This is a genomic window from Micromonospora sp. A200 (assembly GCF_029893845.1).
Taxonomy (GTDB): domain Bacteria; phylum Actinomycetota; class Actinomycetes; order Mycobacteriales; family Micromonosporaceae; genus Micromonospora; species Micromonospora purpureochromogenes.
The window spans coordinates 1-15,478 of the sequence record NZ_JARXXY010000067.1 but is presented as its reverse complement, the minus strand read 5'-3'; the positions used below and the strand labels follow the sequence as shown (position 1 = coordinate 15,478).

Annotated in this window: 17 protein-coding genes, 1 other RNA gene and 1 pseudogene; 10 read left to right on the top strand and 9 right to left on the bottom strand. The window is 71.5% G+C overall.

Translation table 11 applies throughout. The annotated features are described in order from the left end of the window. The first annotated feature begins 187 nt into the window (after positions 1-187). Positions 188-603, top strand: an RNA gene (gene rnpB / locus M2302_RS32275) — RNase P RNA component class A. Positions 604-875: 272 nt separating this feature from the next. On the opposite strand, the gene M2302_RS32270 is transcribed toward rnpB, so the two are convergent. Beyond that, on the bottom strand, positions 876-1,370 hold the full coding sequence (locus M2302_RS32270; RefSeq protein ID WP_280841573.1) for an NUDIX domain-containing protein: 495 nt from the start codon (positions 1,368-1,370) through the stop codon (positions 876-878). Positions 1,371-1,606: 236 nt separating this feature from the next. Here M2302_RS32270 and M2302_RS32265 point away from each other — a divergent pair. Beyond that, a pseudogene (locus M2302_RS32265) lies at positions 1,607-2,167 on the top strand (transposase); the annotation flags it as partial. Between the two features lie 244 nt (positions 2,168-2,411). Here the strand turns inward: M2302_RS32265 and M2302_RS32260 are convergent. The 3 genes from M2302_RS32260 to M2302_RS32250 all read right to left on the bottom strand — a co-directional run bounded on the left by M2302_RS32260 (position 2,412) and on the right by M2302_RS32250 (position 5,571). Further along, positions 2,412-3,239 (bottom strand): alpha/beta hydrolase, encoded by an 828-nt coding sequence (locus M2302_RS32260; protein WP_280841572.1) that lies wholly within the window; start codon positions 3,237-3,239, stop codon positions 2,412-2,414. 388 nt (positions 3,240-3,627) lie between these two features. Next, on the bottom strand, positions 3,628-4,803 hold the full coding sequence (locus M2302_RS32255) for a low temperature requirement protein A (protein ID WP_280841571.1): 1,176 nt from the start codon (positions 4,801-4,803) through the stop codon (positions 3,628-3,630). Between the two features lie 588 nt (positions 4,804-5,391). After that, positions 5,392-5,571: a hypothetical protein gene (locus tag M2302_RS32250; protein WP_280841570.1), complete on the bottom strand. Its 180-nt coding sequence runs from the start codon at positions 5,569-5,571 to the stop codon at positions 5,392-5,394. Positions 5,572-5,995: 424 nt separating this feature from the next. On the opposite strand from M2302_RS32250, the gene M2302_RS32245 reads away from it, so the two are divergent. Then, positions 5,996-7,417, top strand: a complete 1,422-nt coding sequence (locus tag M2302_RS32245) for a helix-turn-helix domain-containing protein (protein ID WP_280841574.1) — start codon at positions 5,996-5,998, stop codon at positions 7,415-7,417. A gap of 3 nt (positions 7,418-7,420) precedes the next feature. Here M2302_RS32245 and M2302_RS32240 read toward each other — a convergent pair whose 3' ends face one another. After that, positions 7,421-7,987 (bottom strand): NUDIX hydrolase, encoded by a 567-nt coding sequence (locus M2302_RS32240; RefSeq protein WP_280841569.1) that lies wholly within the window; start codon positions 7,985-7,987, stop codon positions 7,421-7,423. Between the two features lie 265 nt (positions 7,988-8,252). Here M2302_RS32240 and M2302_RS32235 point away from each other — a divergent pair, with 265 nt between their 5' ends. After that, complete coding sequence (locus M2302_RS32235; protein ID WP_280841568.1) at positions 8,253-9,476, top strand: MFS transporter; 1,224 nt, start codon at positions 8,253-8,255, stop codon at positions 9,474-9,476. Positions 9,477-9,547: 71 nt separating this feature from the next. Here M2302_RS32235 and M2302_RS32230 read toward each other — a convergent pair whose 3' ends face one another. Together M2302_RS32230 and M2302_RS32225 are read right to left on the bottom strand one after the other, a co-directional pair. Then, positions 9,548-9,742: a hypothetical protein gene (locus M2302_RS32230; protein WP_280841567.1), complete on the bottom strand. Its 195-nt coding sequence runs from the start codon at positions 9,740-9,742 to the stop codon at positions 9,548-9,550. Between the two features lie 401 nt (positions 9,743-10,143). Next, positions 10,144-10,488, bottom strand: a complete 345-nt coding sequence (locus M2302_RS32225; RefSeq protein WP_280841566.1) for a hypothetical protein — start codon at positions 10,486-10,488, stop codon at positions 10,144-10,146. Between the two features lie 96 nt (positions 10,489-10,584). On the opposite strand from M2302_RS32225, the gene M2302_RS32220 reads away from it, so the two are divergent. The 4 genes from M2302_RS32220 (at position 10,585) to M2302_RS32205 (ending at position 13,382) form a co-directional block, all read left to right on the top strand. Beyond that, the gene (locus M2302_RS32220) at positions 10,585-11,157 is read left to right on the top strand and encodes a GNAT family N-acetyltransferase (protein WP_280841565.1); all 573 of its coding nucleotides are present in this window, start codon (positions 10,585-10,587) and stop codon (positions 11,155-11,157) included. 43 nt (positions 11,158-11,200) lie between these two features. After that, entirely contained in the window at positions 11,201-11,971 is a 771-nt protein-coding gene (locus M2302_RS32215) for a PH domain-containing protein (RefSeq protein ID WP_280841564.1), read from the top strand. A gap of 125 nt (positions 11,972-12,096) precedes the next feature. Next, complete coding sequence (locus M2302_RS32210) at positions 12,097-12,423, top strand: PadR family transcriptional regulator (RefSeq protein ID WP_280841563.1); 327 nt, start codon at positions 12,097-12,099, stop codon at positions 12,421-12,423. Next, positions 12,417-13,382: a hypothetical protein gene (locus M2302_RS32205; RefSeq protein WP_280841562.1), complete on the top strand. Its 966-nt coding sequence runs from the start codon at positions 12,417-12,419 to the stop codon at positions 13,380-13,382. The genes M2302_RS32210 and M2302_RS32205 overlap by 7 nt, the downstream gene beginning before the upstream one ends. 28 nt (positions 13,383-13,410) lie before the next feature. On the opposite strand, the gene M2302_RS32200 is transcribed toward M2302_RS32205, so the two are convergent. Both M2302_RS32200 and M2302_RS32195 read right to left on the bottom strand, forming a co-directional pair. Continuing rightward, positions 13,411-13,914 carry an NUDIX domain-containing protein gene (locus M2302_RS32200; RefSeq protein WP_280841561.1) on the bottom strand — a complete coding sequence of 168 codons (504 nt, stop codon included), beginning with the start codon at positions 13,912-13,914 and terminating at the stop codon, positions 13,411-13,413. 140 nt (positions 13,915-14,054) lie between these two features. Then, the gene (locus M2302_RS32195; protein WP_280841560.1) at positions 14,055-14,498 is read right to left on the bottom strand and encodes a hypothetical protein; all 444 of its coding nucleotides are present in this window, start codon (positions 14,496-14,498) and stop codon (positions 14,055-14,057) included. 166 nt (positions 14,499-14,664) lie between these two features. On the opposite strand from M2302_RS32195, the gene M2302_RS32190 reads away from it, so the two are divergent. Both M2302_RS32190 and M2302_RS32185 read left to right on the top strand, forming a co-directional pair. After that, a complete protein-coding gene (locus tag M2302_RS32190; RefSeq protein WP_280841559.1) occupies positions 14,665-14,868 on the top strand; it encodes a hypothetical protein in 204 nt (67 codons plus the stop codon). 84 nt (positions 14,869-14,952) lie between these two features. Beyond that, positions 14,953-15,478: hypothetical protein (locus tag M2302_RS32185; RefSeq protein ID WP_280841558.1), on the top strand; the 526-nt coding region annotated here is incomplete at its 3' end.

The following is a 15,478-nucleotide window of genomic DNA, read 5'->3' as shown; positions in this document are numbered from 1 at the left end:
CGCGCGGCCGCCACGCGCCGCCCCGACCGCGGGCCGGGGCGGTGGCTGCCTGTGCATGTGGGTCTACGTACGCCCGCCCCCGCCCCCCCCCCCCACGCCGCAAACCGGGCAACGGGGACTCCCCGGGTGGCCGTCCGGGGCGGAAATGGGCGGGGACCCGGCGTCGTTAGGATGAGGGTGCGACGGACGAGTCGACCGGGCGGTCGCGTCGGCGGGCTCCGGCCCGCCGCCGAGGAACGTCCGGACTCCACAGGGCAGGGTGGTTGCTAACGGCAACCCGGGGTGACCCGCGGGACAGTGCCACAGAAAACAGACCGCCGGCCCATCGGGTCGGTAAGGGTGAAACGGTGGGGTAAGAGCCCACCAGCACCCCGGGTGACCGGGGTGGCTCGGTAAACCCCACCCGGAGCAAGGCCAAGAAAGGGTCGTCACCGCAAGATGACGACCCGGCGCAGACGCTTGAGGGTTGCCCGCTCGATGTCTGCGGGTAGGCCGCATGAGCCTGTCGGCAACGGCAGGCCGAGATGGATGGCCGCCGCCGGCACGTACCCCGCGAGGGGTACGCGCCGCGCACAGAATCCGGCGTACAGGTCGACTCGTCCGTCGCCCACCAGGTCAGCCGCCCTTACATGGTGGCTGACCTGCTGTTTCTTTGGTTGCTGTTGGTCGTCGCTGGTCGCCCTTTGACGGCCCCGTGGCGGCCCATACGGCCCAGAGACTGCCCAGGCAGCGCCGTCAGTTGGAAGAGCGTGCTCAACTGGTCGTGATGCCCGAAACGCCTGCGCCCAGCGGCCTACCCGTTTGCCTCTCGCGCCCGCTTCGTGCCCGACGGATGCCACGGCTACTGGCCCACGGATGGCCCATGAGTCTAGGCGTCACCTGGCTTGGAACCGGCCAGTCAGGCGATACGCGGCGTGCATTTCCAGGACAACTCGGGTCTGTGCTTGCAGCGGGCCGGGTGGTGTTGCGGGATCAGCGAAAGCCACTTCGAGCACCTCCGTGCTCTCCGGCTCGATTACTCCTGACCATCGTTCCGCTTCGAAGCACATGGCGAAGCAGTGCATCCGGTTCCCGTTGGGATAGGTGATGACGTGAGCATCCGGCTCCGATAGGCAACCGAAGGCAACGAGATCGGAGCCGTCGACTATCAGTCCGGTCTCCTCTCGAACCTCATCGATCGCGGTACGGACGAAGCTTCCTCCTGGCTCGGCGGCCCCTGCCGGTATCTCCCACAAACCAGAATCACGACGTCGCTGGAACAAGACGTGCTCGGCCGAGTCGAGGAGAACGACCTGCGCTCCGGGCATGAGCAGCAGTCGAGACCCGACCAATTGTCGAAGTTGCCAGGTGTAGGAACCGACATAACCCATCCGGTGATCAAACCAGAAGCGTGGCGTTGCCGCGCTAACCGTGGAGCGGCGAATCTCCTCCGTCGGGCAGTCATAGACCGTCCGGGGATGCTGGTAGCCCTTGTGGTGCCCAGCGAGGTGATCCGCAGCGGCATCTCTGAGGAGGGTCGGGGGTCGGGGCGGAGACCCGAGTCTTCAAGGTCTTTGTGTCCCGTCAGCGTGGCCGGCCGGCCGGCCCGGCCGATGCCGGCCGGGGTGGGCTGGGCGGGGTGCAGCTGGTCATCTCCGATGCTCACACCGGCCTCAAGCAGGCCATCAGCGCGGTGCTCCTCGGCGCGGCCTGGCAGCGGTGTCGGGTGCATTTCCTGCGCAACGTCCTGGCGCAGGTGCCCAAGGGCAACGCGGAGATGGTCGCCGCCGCGATCCGCACCATCTTCGCCCAGCCGGACGCCGCCCACGTGCGTGAGCAACTCGACGTCATCGCCGGCATGCTCGGCCGCCAGTTGCCGAAGGTCGAGACGATGCTCCGTGACGCCGCGCATGACCTGCTCGCCTTCACCGGGTTCCCGCCCAGTCATTGGAAGAAGATCTGGTCGACGAACCCGTTGGAGCGCTTGAACAAGGAGATCAAACGCCGCACCGACGTCGTCGGGGTGTTCCCCAACCCCGAAGCCCTGCTCCGCCTCGCCGGCGCCGTCCTCGTCGAAGCCCACGACGAATGGCAGACCGGCGACCGCCGCTACCTCGCCGAAGGCTCCATGGCCCAGATCGCCGCGCCACCGAAAACCACTGCTACCAGCGAACTCATCGCCGCATAACCAGACCCGTTGTCAGCCCGACAACGAACCGGAAAACTGAACAACGCACAGAGCCCCACGCAGGCGACCTACACCACGCCACGGGACGCGACCCCTGGTTGACACAGTCCAAGTCACGCACCGTGATGCCACGAAGGAGTCGTCGCCAAGCCTGAGCGTGAGGCACCCGCAATGCTTGGCATCCCCGCCCAAGTGCGGGCACGGCGCGCGCCGGGCGGACCACAACTTGCCTGTCTGCGGTTGGTCAGCCCTGTCGCGTTCGCGCGTGGCTCGTCGCCCAATCGAGCGCGTAGTCGGCCACCTGCTCCCAGCCAGGCTCGACACCGGTGAAGTGTGAGCGGTCCGGAAACTCGTAGGTCTCAGTCGTCGCCTCGGAGTTGCGGTATTTCTTCGCGTTCGACCGGATCACCGAGGGCGGCATCAGGTGGTCTTTGCCGCCCATGATGAACAACAGCGGAGCACGGTCGTCCAGGTCGTAGTCGACCCAGGTCTCCTGGTGGCCCGGCTTCCAGTTGGCTATCAGGCCATAGGCCCAGACCCAGTTGCCGGGCGCCGGGATGTGGAGGCGGTCGTACGCCGCGTCGGATTCCTCCCGGCTGACCGTGTTGGCGAAGGCATAGTGGAACTGCTCCTTGGTGAAGCCCACCGCGCGGTGCCGGTTGGCCGGGTTCTTGAGGACTGGGAACAGGGACTTGATCTGGGACGGCGGGTTCACCCGCACGCCCTCGGTTGGCGCCGAGTCGATCACCACCGCGGCGGCGCCCAACCCGCGGTTCACTAAGAGTTGGGTGAAGGTCCCCCCGAAGGAGTGGCCCATGATGATCGGCGGACGGTCCAGGCTCTCGACCACCTCACTGAGATGGTCGACCGTTGCGGGAACGGAGGCCTCGGCGATGACCTCGGGCTTTTCCCGCAACGCCTCTACCTCGATCTCGAATCCCGGGTACGTCGGCACGAAGACCTCATGGCCCTTCGCCCGGTAGTGCTCCACCCAGCGGTCCCAGCTTCGGGCGGTCATCCAAAGCCCGTGGATCAGCACGATCGGCAGGGCATTGGTCGTCGGCTCGCTCATGATGCTCCTTCCGATGAGGGCTGCAGCAATCGTCGGAACCCTCGGACAGCGGTAACCTCACCCCGCAGGGATGAAGTCGCGGCCCGCCGGCGCACGCTCTGCACCGCCTCCGGGTCGCCGGTCGCTTCCATGAAATGCTAGCCATCCGCACATCGCCCGGAAGCGGAAGCGACGTGTACGCCCGGACGCGTCATCAGTTCGGCGCATCTGGTCACGGACGGTTACGCGCTGGCCCGACCAGCTACTGATCGTGTCACCCATCAGGTGAAGCCGCCGTGTCACCCATCAGCCGGAGTCGGACATGCCGGCATGCATGCCGGCAGCCGATTTGTCGAGTCTTAGGACGTCCGTGACAGAACGGTCTCGGGACGTGGGTGACACTTTCCGGCTAACCGGGTGGTGAGGGCGGCTCGGGTGGGCGTCCTCGGGCACGGGCTGCGTCGGATACGGCGATCCCGGCGAGGACGAGAGCGGCGGCGGCGGCGACCAGCACCGGCGGCAGGAAGATCGTTGCCGGCGAGATGGCGGCGAGCACGAGGACCCCGGCCACGCGGGTTCGGGACACCCGGCCGAACACCGTGTACTCGAAGATGGCCCGTCCGGCGAGGAACAGTGCGGGTCCGCCGAGGATGACGGCGACCCACGCCGGTGGTGTGTGCCCGAACGGGTGGGCGATGACGAGCTCGTCGCCGACGGAGATCGCGACGATGCCGGCGACCATGACCGCGTGGGCGTATACCGCCGCCACGGTAACGCGGAGCGGATCAAGGGCCGCGGCGACGGCCCCGCCGAACACCTCCCCGGCACGGTGGATGTAGATCCGCCACAGCAGCACCGTGGTCGCGAACGCCACCACGACCGCCGAGCCGTGGTCAGCCTCGAAGCCGTTGCTGCTGAGCCCCAGCCCCGTCACCAGGATCAGCTCGCCGAGCGCGATGATGAAGAACTGCCGGTACCGTTCGGCCAGGAACTCGCCCGAGATCGCAAACTCCGCCGCACTGCCGCGGCCCAGCCTCGGCGTGGGCCAGCCGAGTCTGGGCGCCCCGTAGTCCACGGCCACCGCTAGCACCCACAGCACCCCACGCGGCCAACCGTGTATGAGTGCGCCCGCGAGCCACGGCACCGCCGACACGCCGTACCAGAACAGCAGCCGCATCTCGGGTCGCTGCCGCTCGTCGCCCGGGGTAACGATCACGAGAAACAGGCTGCGACCGACCTGGACGGCGACGTACGCGCCGGCGAAGACCAGGCCATGTTCGCCGAACGCCTCAGGTACCGCGGCCGCCAGCACCAGGCTGCCGAACATGCACCCGATGGCCAGCGCCTGTATCGCCGGCCGTCGCGGGTCGAACCTGTCGGCTTTCTCCGCCGTCGCGAACCACACCCGCCACACGGCGAGCAGCAGCACCAGCGTCTGGAAGGCGCCGCTCCAGTTCAGATGGTCCCGCAGCCCGTGCGAGAGCCGGAAGAGCGCGAAGACGAACACCAGGTCGAGGAACAGGTCCAGGAACGTCGCCCGCTTCTCCTCCGATCCCCGCGGCAGCCGGGCTGCACCACCCGTCATCCGTTCGCCCCGTTTCTGCCGCTTCTGTCGGCCTCTGAGACAGTCGTACCACCCGGCACCGCTGGTGGAGGTGGATGTGCTGCTACGCCCTGGGGTCGAACGGCCTCGCCCGTGGCGGGCGACGGTAGCGGCCGATCAGTTCCTTCCAGCCGTCGCTGCCGGTTCTGATCAGCTCGTCGACCTTGGCCAGGCGTCGGGCCAGTGCCACAGGTGGCGGAGTGTTGCACCTTCGGTCGCTCTCCTGCCAGGTGCCGGTACTTGTGTTGGCGAACCTGCTCGTCCCAGACCTCCTGCTCGTAGTCCGGGTCCGGCGGGATCCACTTGTGCGACCCGTCGCTGTAGTGGAACTTCTCGTCACCCAGCCGGAGGATGCTCACCGCACCCACCCAAGGAACCGCCGGTGCAAGCTACCGGCTGGCATCCAGGTCAGATCCTCCGAGGCGCGAACCAGTTGGGCACCCATGTAGAGGGCCAGGGACACCGGCGCGCCGTGGAACTCCGCACGCAGCTCGCGCTGGCGGGTCGGGCAGGGCCAAGGGCCGTCGCATCCTCCGCAACTCCAGATCGGCAGCACGGGTCCGTGAGTGGTCACCGCATCCAGCCGAGGAAGTGTGCGGTCATCGACCGGGCCTGCCGACTGGTTGCCCACTGCACCTGGCAGCAGGGATACGGCGTCATCCGCGCCCACCAGATGCGGCAGCCGACGCACATCCCGGCCGCCCCTGGCAGGTGCGCGGCAAGAATCTGCTGCTCCTGATTGTCGTTCACCGCTCATCCTCCACCGGCCAGTGACCTCTGTTGATCGGGATGTGATGCTGGGCGCGGCACGGAAGTTCGGCGCCGCAGCGGCAGACGTGTCGCCACTTGCGCCACGACCAGACCGGCTTGTGGCGGCGGGCCAAAGTCATCGCCACGGCGAGCAGATACTCGTCGTACGAGACTCGGCGCGATGGCACCCTGCGGGCCGCTCTCACGGCGCTGTCCCACGGGGCACAACACACGGTGCGGGGCGACTGCCCACTGGAGGCCGTCCGGTCGGAAACATGCTTGGACTGTCCTGTCCGGCAGCGGTCGCCGGCCATGTCGAGCCGTCATGTCACGGTGGCATGACCTGCCTCGACCTGCGCGTCGTCGCCGCTTAGGCTCCGCTAAGAGCACCTTGGGTAGTCAGTCCGCGACGCTGGGAGCCGGTGTGCTGCTCGATCCGCTTCGGATTCCCGACGACATCTGGTCCGACGCCGTCGTCCGCGACGCTCTGACCCGACGTGACGTCGGCGCACTCTTTCGACGCGTCAGCCAACTGACCGGTGCGAGCCAGACCCGGATCGGTGCGGCCGTCGGCTTGGAGCAGGGGTACGTCAGCCGAGTCATGGCGGGACGGAAGGTGACGTCCATCGACGTGCTGGAACGCATCGCCGAAGGCTGCCGGATGCCTGACCAGGCCCGGATGGCGTTGGGGCTCGCCCCGCACGACCCGTCATGTCTCCTGGGCATGGCTTCGCCAGCGGGGGAGCGGCAGAGTGACCAGCCGGTCTACCGTTCCTGGCGCGAGGAGGTCCGCGCCGCCGTGCAGTTGTGGGAAGGCGATGTGAACCGTCGAGACGTGATCCGGCAGGTGGCGTTCACCTCCGCCGGCTACACGCTGCCGGCCCTGCGCTGGTTCACCGCACCCGCCGCGCCGGCCGTCGAGCAGGGCGGCCGTCGGGTTGTCGGCCAGCCCGACATCGACACCATCCGGGAGATGACCAGCACCTACCGCCGACTGGACAACCAGTACGGCGGCGGCCACGCCCGGGCCGCCGTCACCCGGTACCTCCACCAGGAGGTCACACCGCTGCTCAGCGACGGACGCTATGACGCCGCGACGGGACGGCGACTCCTCAGCGCAGTCGCAGAGCTGACGCAGCTTGCCGGCTGGCAGGCGTACGACATGGCCGACCACGGGGTGGCGCAGCTCTACCTGACCCGTGCCCTGGACCTGGCCCGGGCCGCCGGCGATCCCGGCCTGGGGGCGGAGATCCTGTCCGCCATGAGCCACCAGGCCACCTACCTCGGGCACGGCACGACAGGCGTCGACCTCGCGCGGGCCGCACGGGAGACGGCACAGCGCGCCGGGCTCACCGTCCTGACCGCGGAGGCGTCCGTCATGGAGGCCCACGGGCATGCCGTGATCAGGGACGAACGGGCCTGTGCGGCTGCCCTCCATCTGGCGGAACAGGCCCTCGACCGGGCCGACCGAAGCAGCGATCCCCAGTGGCTCGGCTACTTCGACGAGGCTTACCTGTCGGCAAAGTTCGGTCACTGCCTGCACGTGCTCGGCAAGCCGGCCAGGGCCGAGGCCTTCGCCGCCCGCTCCTTGCGGATGGACGAGCGCTATGTCCGCGGCAAGGCCTTCAACCTCGCTCTGCTCGCCACTGTCCAGGCGCAGCGGGGCGACCCGGACCGGGCTTGCGCCATCGGGACCGATGCGTTGTCGCTCACCACGCGACTTCAGTCGGCCCGAGCTGTCCGCTACGTACGCGATCTGCAGGCCCAGCTCGCGCCCCACCGCCGCCGGCCCACCGTCCGGCAGTTCATCCGCCGTGTCGACGCGGTCCTCGGTGCCCGGTCCTGAGGTCTACAACTCGCCCCGCGCCTGCCTGGCGACCAGCTCAAGCACCGCGATAACCGTGCCGGCCCCGACGATCTCGCCGCTGGTCACCAGTTCGCGCGCCTCGGCCAACGGGATCCAGGCCACCTGCTCGGCCTCGTTCCCGTCCACCGGAACGCCCGTGTACTGGGCCCTGCGCGCGAGGAACAGCAGGTTCTCGGCGTCCGCGGTGCCCACCCACGGCTGGAACGACAACAGCGGCTCCACCTCGCGCGGGCGCCAGCCCGTCTCCTCCTCCACCTCACGAACCGCGCAGGCCACCGCCTGTTCCCGATCGTCGACATAGCCGCCGGGAAGCTCCCACACCCACCGGTCGAACACGAACCGGTGCCGCCGGATCAGCAGCAGACGCTGCCCCTCGTCCAGAACGGCGACCATCGCCGACCGGGGCGCCCGGATCACGTACTGCTCGAACCGCACGCCGTCGGGCAACTCCACCTCGGCGATGCTCAGCCGCGCCCGCCGGGTGTCGTCGACGACCCGCTCACCGTGGATGGTCCATCGGGTCAGCTCCGTCGCCTGCTCCTCCGCCATGGGGATCAGTATCGACGCACCGCTGCCGCGCCCGTCATCCACCCACCACGGATGTCGATGGGGCGCCAGCCGGCGACGACTCGGCAATTTCGCCACCCACCGCCGCAACGGGCTGCCGCCTCGCACGAAGATCCTCGCTAACCCGCGGACCGCACCCCCGCGCCCCTGTGCGCCCCACATCGCCGGGTCGGCTGGTAGCGCGCCGACGGTCTCGGCGGCTTGGCTGACACTCTCATCGAGCACTGTGACTCGATAGCGTTGCGCGATGCGTATCGCGTCGCCGCACCGGCAGCTGGTCACGGCCACCTACCTCGCGTCGGTCGTCTTCGGTGCCTTCTGGGGCACCTGGGGCTCGGCCGTGCCACGCGTACGCGAACAGGCCGGCCTGGACGACGCCCAACTCGGCACCGCACTGCTGTTCATCAGCGCCGGCGCTCTGCCCGCGATGCTGCTGACCGGCCGGGCGCTGGACCGGTGGGGGTTGCGCTGCACGGCCCTCGTTGTCGTCGCCTTGGGCGGGGCAGGGCTCGCAGCGGCCACCACGGCCGGCGGGCTCGTCAGCCTGTGTGCCGGGCTGGCCGGTGTGGGCATGGCCAGCGGCGCGGTCGACGTCGCCATGCACTCGGTCGGCGGTCGCGCCGAGCAACGCTCCGGCCGGCCGATCATCACTCGGGCCGGCGCGGTGTTCTCCACCACGGTCGTCGTGTCCAGCCTCGGCACCGGCGCGGCGTTCGCCCTCGGGGCACCCACCTGGGTCCCGTTCGCGGTCGTGCTGCTGCTGTCGGTCCTGGCCGGTGGCGCTGTTCACCGCGCCCTGCCCGCCGCCGTCTCGGGCCCCGAGCCTGCCGCACCGAGCGGCATGACCGGCATCCGCATGCCGGTCGTACCGCTGCTCCTCGTCGGGGTGCTCGGCGCGCTCGCGTTCGCCAGCGAGAACGCCCACCAGAGCTGGGGTGCGGTCTTCATGGAGGACGTCCTGGCCACCGGACCGGGGCTCAGCGCGATCGCACCCGCGGCGTTCGCCGCCGTCGTGGCGACCACCCGCTTCGCGGTCAGCACGCTGAACCCCGCTCACGCCCGGACAGTCCTCGTCCTCGGGTCCGTCGTGGCAGCCGCCGGCGCGGCGGTCGTCGCCCGCGCCCCGTCCGTACCCGTCGCCCTGGCCGGACTCGTCCTCGCCGCTGCCGGGACCGCCGGACTGTTCCCGACGCTGCTGAGCCTCGTCTCGCGCAACGTCGTCGAGTCCTCGCGCGGACGTGCGACCTCGATCGTGACGGTCGTGTCCTACCTCGGGTTCCTCCTCGGGCCGGTCTACGTCGGACTGTGGGCGTCCGCGACGGGCTTGCGGGGTGCGATGCTCGCCGTAGCGGCGCTCGGCCTCGCCCTCTCCGCACTGACCCTTCCGCTGCTGGCCCTCAGCCGCTACCCGGTGACGCCCCGGCCTGCGGCCCACCACGGCGCCGAGGCCCGCGTCCCCTCGGCCCACTAGTCATGATCCGCCGAAGCACACACCGCCCGACGCGGCGACGCGTCGACAGATCGTCGTCGGTGGTCGTCCGGTCAGAGGCAGGTGGGCCGGAGATCCCGAGGCGTGTAGAAGACCTGCACGTGGTAGGTCCCCTCGGCGGTGCCGACCACCTGAAGCCGCCACGTGCACCTGGTGTCGTCCGACTTCCCGGCGTCGTAGACATGGACGCCATGGTCGAACGTCTTCCAGCCGCTGGAGCGACCGAGGTCCGCGTAGAAGCGCCACACGTCGTCGGACGGCGCCGGCTCCGGTGACCTCGCGGTCGAGCATTCCGAAGCTGGGTGGCTCTGCGCCGCAGCTGACGGTCTCGGTGGTCGGCCCGGCGGTGCCGCCGGGTGGCGTCCGGGTCAACACCGGCTCCTGGCGCAGTGCGGCGACCGTCTCCGGGTCGGGGTGGCAGGCGCTGGCGGAGAGGTCCCCCGATATCGCGTCGCCCAACCGGCCGCACCCGCCGACGCCCATTGCCAACGCGGCCAGCACGACCGAGGTGCGGAAATCGCCGACCCGTCTCACCGGCACACCCCAGACCTATCGTTCTTCAGGCGGTGAGCATAGGTCTGCGCACCATCCCGATCCGGCGACCGACCCCCACTGTCGGCCTCTCCACCTCCCGAGGGGTGGCGTACCGCTACGACACGATCGGTTCCGCCCAGGCGGCGTGCCCGAACTCCCAGGTCCAGGAGATGCCCTCCGCGTCGCCTGTGGAGATCCGGACGGACGCGGCGATCAGGTGTTCGCCGGCCGGCACGACGGCCACCCGCTGGCGGACCCGTTCGGCGTGCAGGATCCGGTACCGCAGTCCTTCGATCTCCACCACACCGCACTCGGGCCCGGGCCGGTCGGAGGTCGACTCCACCGTCACCGCCCACCCCGCCCTGATCGCCTTGTGCACCCACACCTCGAACGCCCGCTGGCGACCGTCCTGCTCGCTCACCCGGGCAAGGATCTCGACCGGGTCGGTGCCGGTGTCCATCGTCGTCCTCCTGTGCGGCCGGAGCCTCGAAGCCTACGGCGCGCCGGCGCCCGCCGCGGCCCCCACGTCGGGCAGGAGCACCCCTACAGTCCACTCGTGCCGATGCTCTCCGCGCCCGCCGTACCGCCCGGATCGATGGCCGCGCTGGCGCAGCCGGAACTGCGCGCCGAGGGCGTACACCTGCGTCCGTGGCTGCCGGCGGACCGTGCGGTCGTGGTGGCCGCGTACGCCGACGCCTCGATCCGGCGTTGGCACTGCCGGTCGATGACCGCCGACGAGGCCGCCGACTGGATCGCCGCCTGGCCGGGCCGGTGGCGGGCGGAGACCGGCGCCGGGTGGGCGGTGTGCGACGCCGGGGTGGTGGTCGGGCAGATCAGCCTGCGCCGGGTCGTCCTCGCCGACGGCCTGGCCGAGGTGTCGTACTGGGTGCTGCCGGCCGCGCGGGGGCGCCGGGTCGCCCCGCGGGCGCTCGCCGCGGTGTCCGCCTGGTGCTTCGACACCCTCCGGCTGCACCGGGTCGAGCTGTGCCACTCCACGGCGAACGAGGCGTCCTGCCGGGTCGCGCGGCGCGCCGGCTTCACCGCCGAGGGTACGAAGCGCGGCGAGGGCCTGCACGCCGACGGCTGGCACGACATGCACCTGCACGCCCGCCTGCACACCGACGCCTGATGCCGAACCGCTGTCCTTGATCGGCCGGCCTACACTCCCGCCGGTGACCCCCCGGACGGCGCGCCTGCTCGCCCTGCCCTTTGCCCTGGCCGCGTTCCTGTTGCGGATCGGCGTCGAGTTCTGGCTGAAGCCGCTCACCTGGCGGATCGACTCCACCGCCGTGGCCCTGCTCGCCTGGGCGGCGGGCATCGCCGGCAGCATCGTGGTGCCGGCGGTGGGTCACCTGCTGCTCACCCGCGAGGCCCGCCGTCGGCCGGCCACCTTCCGGATCGACTCCGCCGGACGGCGCTTCACCGCACCGGCCGCTCCGGCCTGGGCCGGACCGTGGTCGGCGATGGTGAGCTGGCTGGCGGCCGGGCTGCTGATCACCGAGCGGGTGCCGGGCGAGGACCGGGTCCGGTTCTTCGAGTCCGGCGAGGCCCTGGTCTGGAACGTGCTCGCGGTGCTGGCCGTCCTGGTGGTCGTGGGGCTGGTGCTCTGGGACGAGCGGCCCCGGCTGACGCTAGACGAGGCGGGGATCACGGTGCGGGGCCTGGTGCGGGGCAGGACGCTCCGCTGGGACCGGCTGCTCGTGGGCGGACCGCCCGGACCGGCGGGGAAGGGTTTCGCCGCGCTGGTGCTCGCCGAACGTCCCGCCACGCCGGACCGCCCGCCGGTGCCGCGGTCGCTGTGGATCGGGCCGGTGCACGTGGACCGCGACTTCCTCGCCGGCAGCGTCCGCCACTACGTGGAGCACCCGGAGCGGCGGTCCGCCATCGGCACCGCGCCCGAACTGGACAGGTTGCGCGCGGTTGTCGGCGGGGCGGGCTCCTGACCAGTTGCCGGCCGCACCGGCCGCACCGGCCGAGGCGGTCGGCGGAGCGGGGGCGGTGGCCGCCTAATCGGCGAGCGCCGAAGACGGGCCAGCACCCTATGTAGAGAACAGATATAGTCCGTCGCATGCGGATGACGATTCCGGTGGCCAAGGTGCTCGCGGCGCTGCTCGCCGAGCCGGACGCCGCGCGCTACGGCCTCGACCTGATGAAGGCGACCGGCCTGCCCAGCGGCACCCTCTACCCGGTGCTGCACCGCCTCCAGGACGCCGGCTGGCTCACCGCCGACTGGGAGGAGGTCGACCCGGCCGCCGCCGGCCGGCCGGCCCGGCGGTACTACCGGCTCACCGCCGAGGGCGTGACCGCCGCCCGGCAGGCGCTCGCCGAGCTGCGCGCCCTCGCCCCCAGGACCGGTCCGGCCCTGGGCGGGCCGGCCGGAGCGCCGGCATGGTGACCCGGCGGGTGGCCGAGGCGCTGCTCCGCGCGGCCGCCCGGCGCTGGCCCGTGGTGCTCCGCGACGACCTGCGCCGGGAGTGGATCGCCGAGCTGCACGTCCTCGCCGAGGCCGGGCAGCGGGTCCGGATGCTGCGCTTCGCCGCCAGCCTGGCCGCCAGCCGCGCCGGTGCCCCGCTGGTCGACCGGGCCGTGTGGCGACGGCAGGTGCGGCGTACGGCTGCCGCGTTGCTGCTCGCCCCGCCCGCCTGCGTCGCGATCGTGGCGGTCGCCCTGTTCGCGACGGCCGCCGTGCACGGTGTGCTGGAGCTGAGATTCGGGTGGGCGCAACGGCTGCAACTGCCGCTGTTCTCGACGCTCTGCGCCGGGCTCGGAGTGCTGCTCGCCCTGGTGGTGGCCCGGGCGGCCCGACACGGCGTACGGGTGGGGCCGTCGGCCACCGCGGTCGGCGTCGGGCTCGCCGTCGCGATCACCGTCGTGCCGGCCGAGGTCGCCCTGCTCGACGACGCGCGGCAACTCGGCCGCGTCCTGCCCGGCGTACTGGTCTGGCTGGCCGGGCTGACCCTGGCGCTCTGGGCCGCGGCGACCCTGGCCCGGCGGGGACGGCCCCGACTCGCCTGGACGGTCGGCGTGCTCGCGGCGTTCGCCGCTGCCGACGTCGCGGTGGTGGCCACCGTGGTCGCCGCCATCCCGCCGATCGACCCGGGACAGCCGGTCACCGAGCTGCCGCCGGACGGCGTCGACCGGATCTCCGCCCCGCTCTGGCTGCTCAACTGCTGGACCGACTGGTCGTTCGGCCTGCCCCGGCCGACCGACTGGGAACGGTTCCTCATCACCGACCTCGTGCTGGTCGAGCCCAACTTCTACCTGGCCTGCACCCCGTACGCGCTCACCTGGGCGATCCGGACGGCGCGGGCGGAACCCGCGGCGGAGGCGGCGACGGCGCAGGCCGCGGCCTGAGTCCCGATCGGAGGTCGGGCCCGCCGGGTCAGCGCGCGCCCGAGAACTCGTCCCAGGTCGCGCCCGCCGGCAAGTACCAGGAGGCCGGATCGTCGGCGAGCGCCCGCGCGATCACCAGCCGGGCGTGCGCGTCCAGTTCGGGCAGCCGGTCCGGCCCGAACCACTCGACCGCCACCGACTCGTCGTCGTTGACCCGGGCCGTACCGGAGACGAGTCGGCAGTGGAAGCCGAGGTTGAGGTACTCGCAGCGGTCACCGTTCGGGTAGGTGTGCGGGTGCGACACGACGCTGCTGAGGCGTACCGGCTCGACGTGCAGGCCGGTCTCCTCCTCGACCTCGCGCACCACGGCGGTGGCCGGCTGCTCGCCCGGCTCGACGAAGCCGCTCACCACCGACCAGCGACCGTCGTCGGAGCGCAACCCCAACAGCAGCTCGCCGGCGTCGTTGCGGACCACCGCGCTGACGCTCGGCAGCCAGAGCAGGTCGTGGCCGACGTGTTCGCGCATCCGCAGGATGTAGTCCGGTACGCCCATCCGGCGACCCTAACCGGCACGGCCCGGCCCGTGCCGACCGATGGCCGCGCCGCCGGCGTCAGCCGGACCAGGCCACCGCCCGGCTCACCGCCGGTAGTGGCGGTCCAGCCCCGCGTGAATCGTTCATGCCGCCGTCCCGGTCAGGCCGGGCAGGGCACCCGCTCCAGCGCGGCCGGACCGGTGCCGGGGCGCACCAGCTGCGCGAAGCACCGCTCGGTGGTGGCCCGCTGCCAGCCGAACACGCTGGCCGCGGTCTTCGCCACGCGTACCCGGAAGACCAGGCGCACCCCGGCCGCCCGGGGCTGCGCGCCACCCTCCACGGCCAACACCTCGACGCCGTCGACCCGCTCCGCGGCGCGGCGCAGATCCGCCTCTGCGGCCGCCGGATCGGCCAGCAGTTCGCCCCGCGCCCGCTGCGCGATGGCGGTCACCTCCCGCTCGGCCCGCCGCTCCAGCCGCTGCTGCGACCGATCCCGCAGCAGCGGTGCCGCCACCGCCACCGCCGTCACGGCGAAGACCGTGACCACGGCCGCGGCGAGCAGGCCGCGGCGTACCCGTGCCGATGTTCTGCCCCCGAGACGCACCGGGGAATTCTCCGCCACCGACCGCCCTTCCGGCTGCCCCGTCCGTCCGGGTACGGCTTCCCGCATTCCGCCGCGCGGCCCCCACCAGCACGTCTACTGTGGAGGTCGTCGCGACTATTTGCGCGATCCGGTGGCGGCCGGGCTGCTCCCGGTGCACAGTGATCTCATGAACGACAGCGGAAGTGGTGGGCACTACTACTGGTGCACCCGACACCACCGGGTCGAGACCGATGCCGACGTGTGCCCTGCGAAGCACGTTCTCGGACCGTACGCCTCGTCCGCCGACGCCGAGAACGCCCTGCAGACGGTGCGGGAGCGCAACGAGGCGTGGGAGGCCGAGGACGCCCGCTGGGCCGGGGAGGGCAGCTAAACGGCGCGGGACGGCCCGTGTCGAGGAACTCCGTGCCTCCGCACCGGGGGCGCGCGAGCGCATGTCCCCAAGGAGGGAACCGAGATGGCCGAAGCACAACAGGCCACCACCCGCCCGGCCGCCAAGAAGTCCGCCGCGACCACGCGGACCGCGGGCGCCACCCGCAGTACCGCGGCACGCCGGCCCACCACGACCACCGCGGCGGCCCGGAAGGCGCCGGCCGGCCGGGCGGCGACGAGCGCGGCGGGCGCCGGGGCGGGACGGACCCCGACCACCACGGCGACCGCCGCGAAGAAGACGGCGGCCAAGAAGGCCCCCGCTTCGAAGACCACCGCCAAGAAGGCGCCCGCCACCAAGACCACCGCCAAGAAGGCCCCCGCCGTCAGGACCACCGCCAAGAAGGCCCCCGCCGTCAGGACCACCGCCAAGAAGGCCCCCGCCGTCAAGACCACGGCGAAGAAAACCGCAGCGTCGAAGGTGGCGGCGACGAAGGCCCCCGCCCGCAAGGCCGCCGCGAAGACCGCGCCTGCGGCGAAGAAGACCACCACCGCCGCCGCGAGGAAGACCGCGCCTGCGGCGAAGAAGACCACCACCGCCGCCGCGAGGAAGA

Excerpts from the sequence above, each read along its gene's own strand:
- M2302_RS32200 (WP_280841561.1), bottom strand. The coding sequence starts at position 13,914 with ATGGGCGTACCGGACTACATCCTGCGGATGCGCGAACACGTCGGCCAC.
- M2302_RS32235 (WP_280841568.1), top strand. The coding sequence starts at position 8,253 with ATGCGTATCGCGTCGCCGCACCGGCAGCTGGTCACGGCCACCTACCTC.
- M2302_RS32255 (WP_280841571.1), bottom strand. The coding sequence starts at position 4,803 with ATGACGGGTGGTGCAGCCCGGCTGCCGCGGGGATCGGAGGAGAAGCGG.
- M2302_RS32270 (WP_280841573.1), bottom strand. The coding sequence starts at position 1,370 with ATGGGTTATGTCGGTTCCTACACCTGGCAACTTCGACAATTGGTCGGG.
- M2302_RS32205 (WP_280841562.1), top strand. The coding sequence starts at position 12,417 with ATGGTGACCCGGCGGGTGGCCGAGGCGCTGCTCCGCGCGGCCGCCCGG.
- M2302_RS32190 (WP_280841559.1), top strand. The coding sequence starts at position 14,665 with ATGAACGACAGCGGAAGTGGTGGGCACTACTACTGGTGCACCCGACAC.
- M2302_RS32225 (WP_280841566.1), bottom strand. The coding sequence starts at position 10,488 with ATGGACACCGGCACCGACCCGGTCGAGATCCTTGCCCGGGTGAGCGAG.
- M2302_RS32260 (WP_280841572.1), bottom strand. The coding sequence starts at position 3,239 with ATGAGCGAGCCGACGACCAATGCCCTGCCGATCGTGCTGATCCACGGG.
- M2302_RS32240 (WP_280841569.1), bottom strand. The coding sequence starts at position 7,987 with ATGGCGGAGGAGCAGGCGACGGAGCTGACCCGATGGACCATCCACGGT.
- M2302_RS32210 (WP_280841563.1), top strand. The coding sequence starts at position 12,097 with ATGCGGATGACGATTCCGGTGGCCAAGGTGCTCGCGGCGCTGCTCGCC.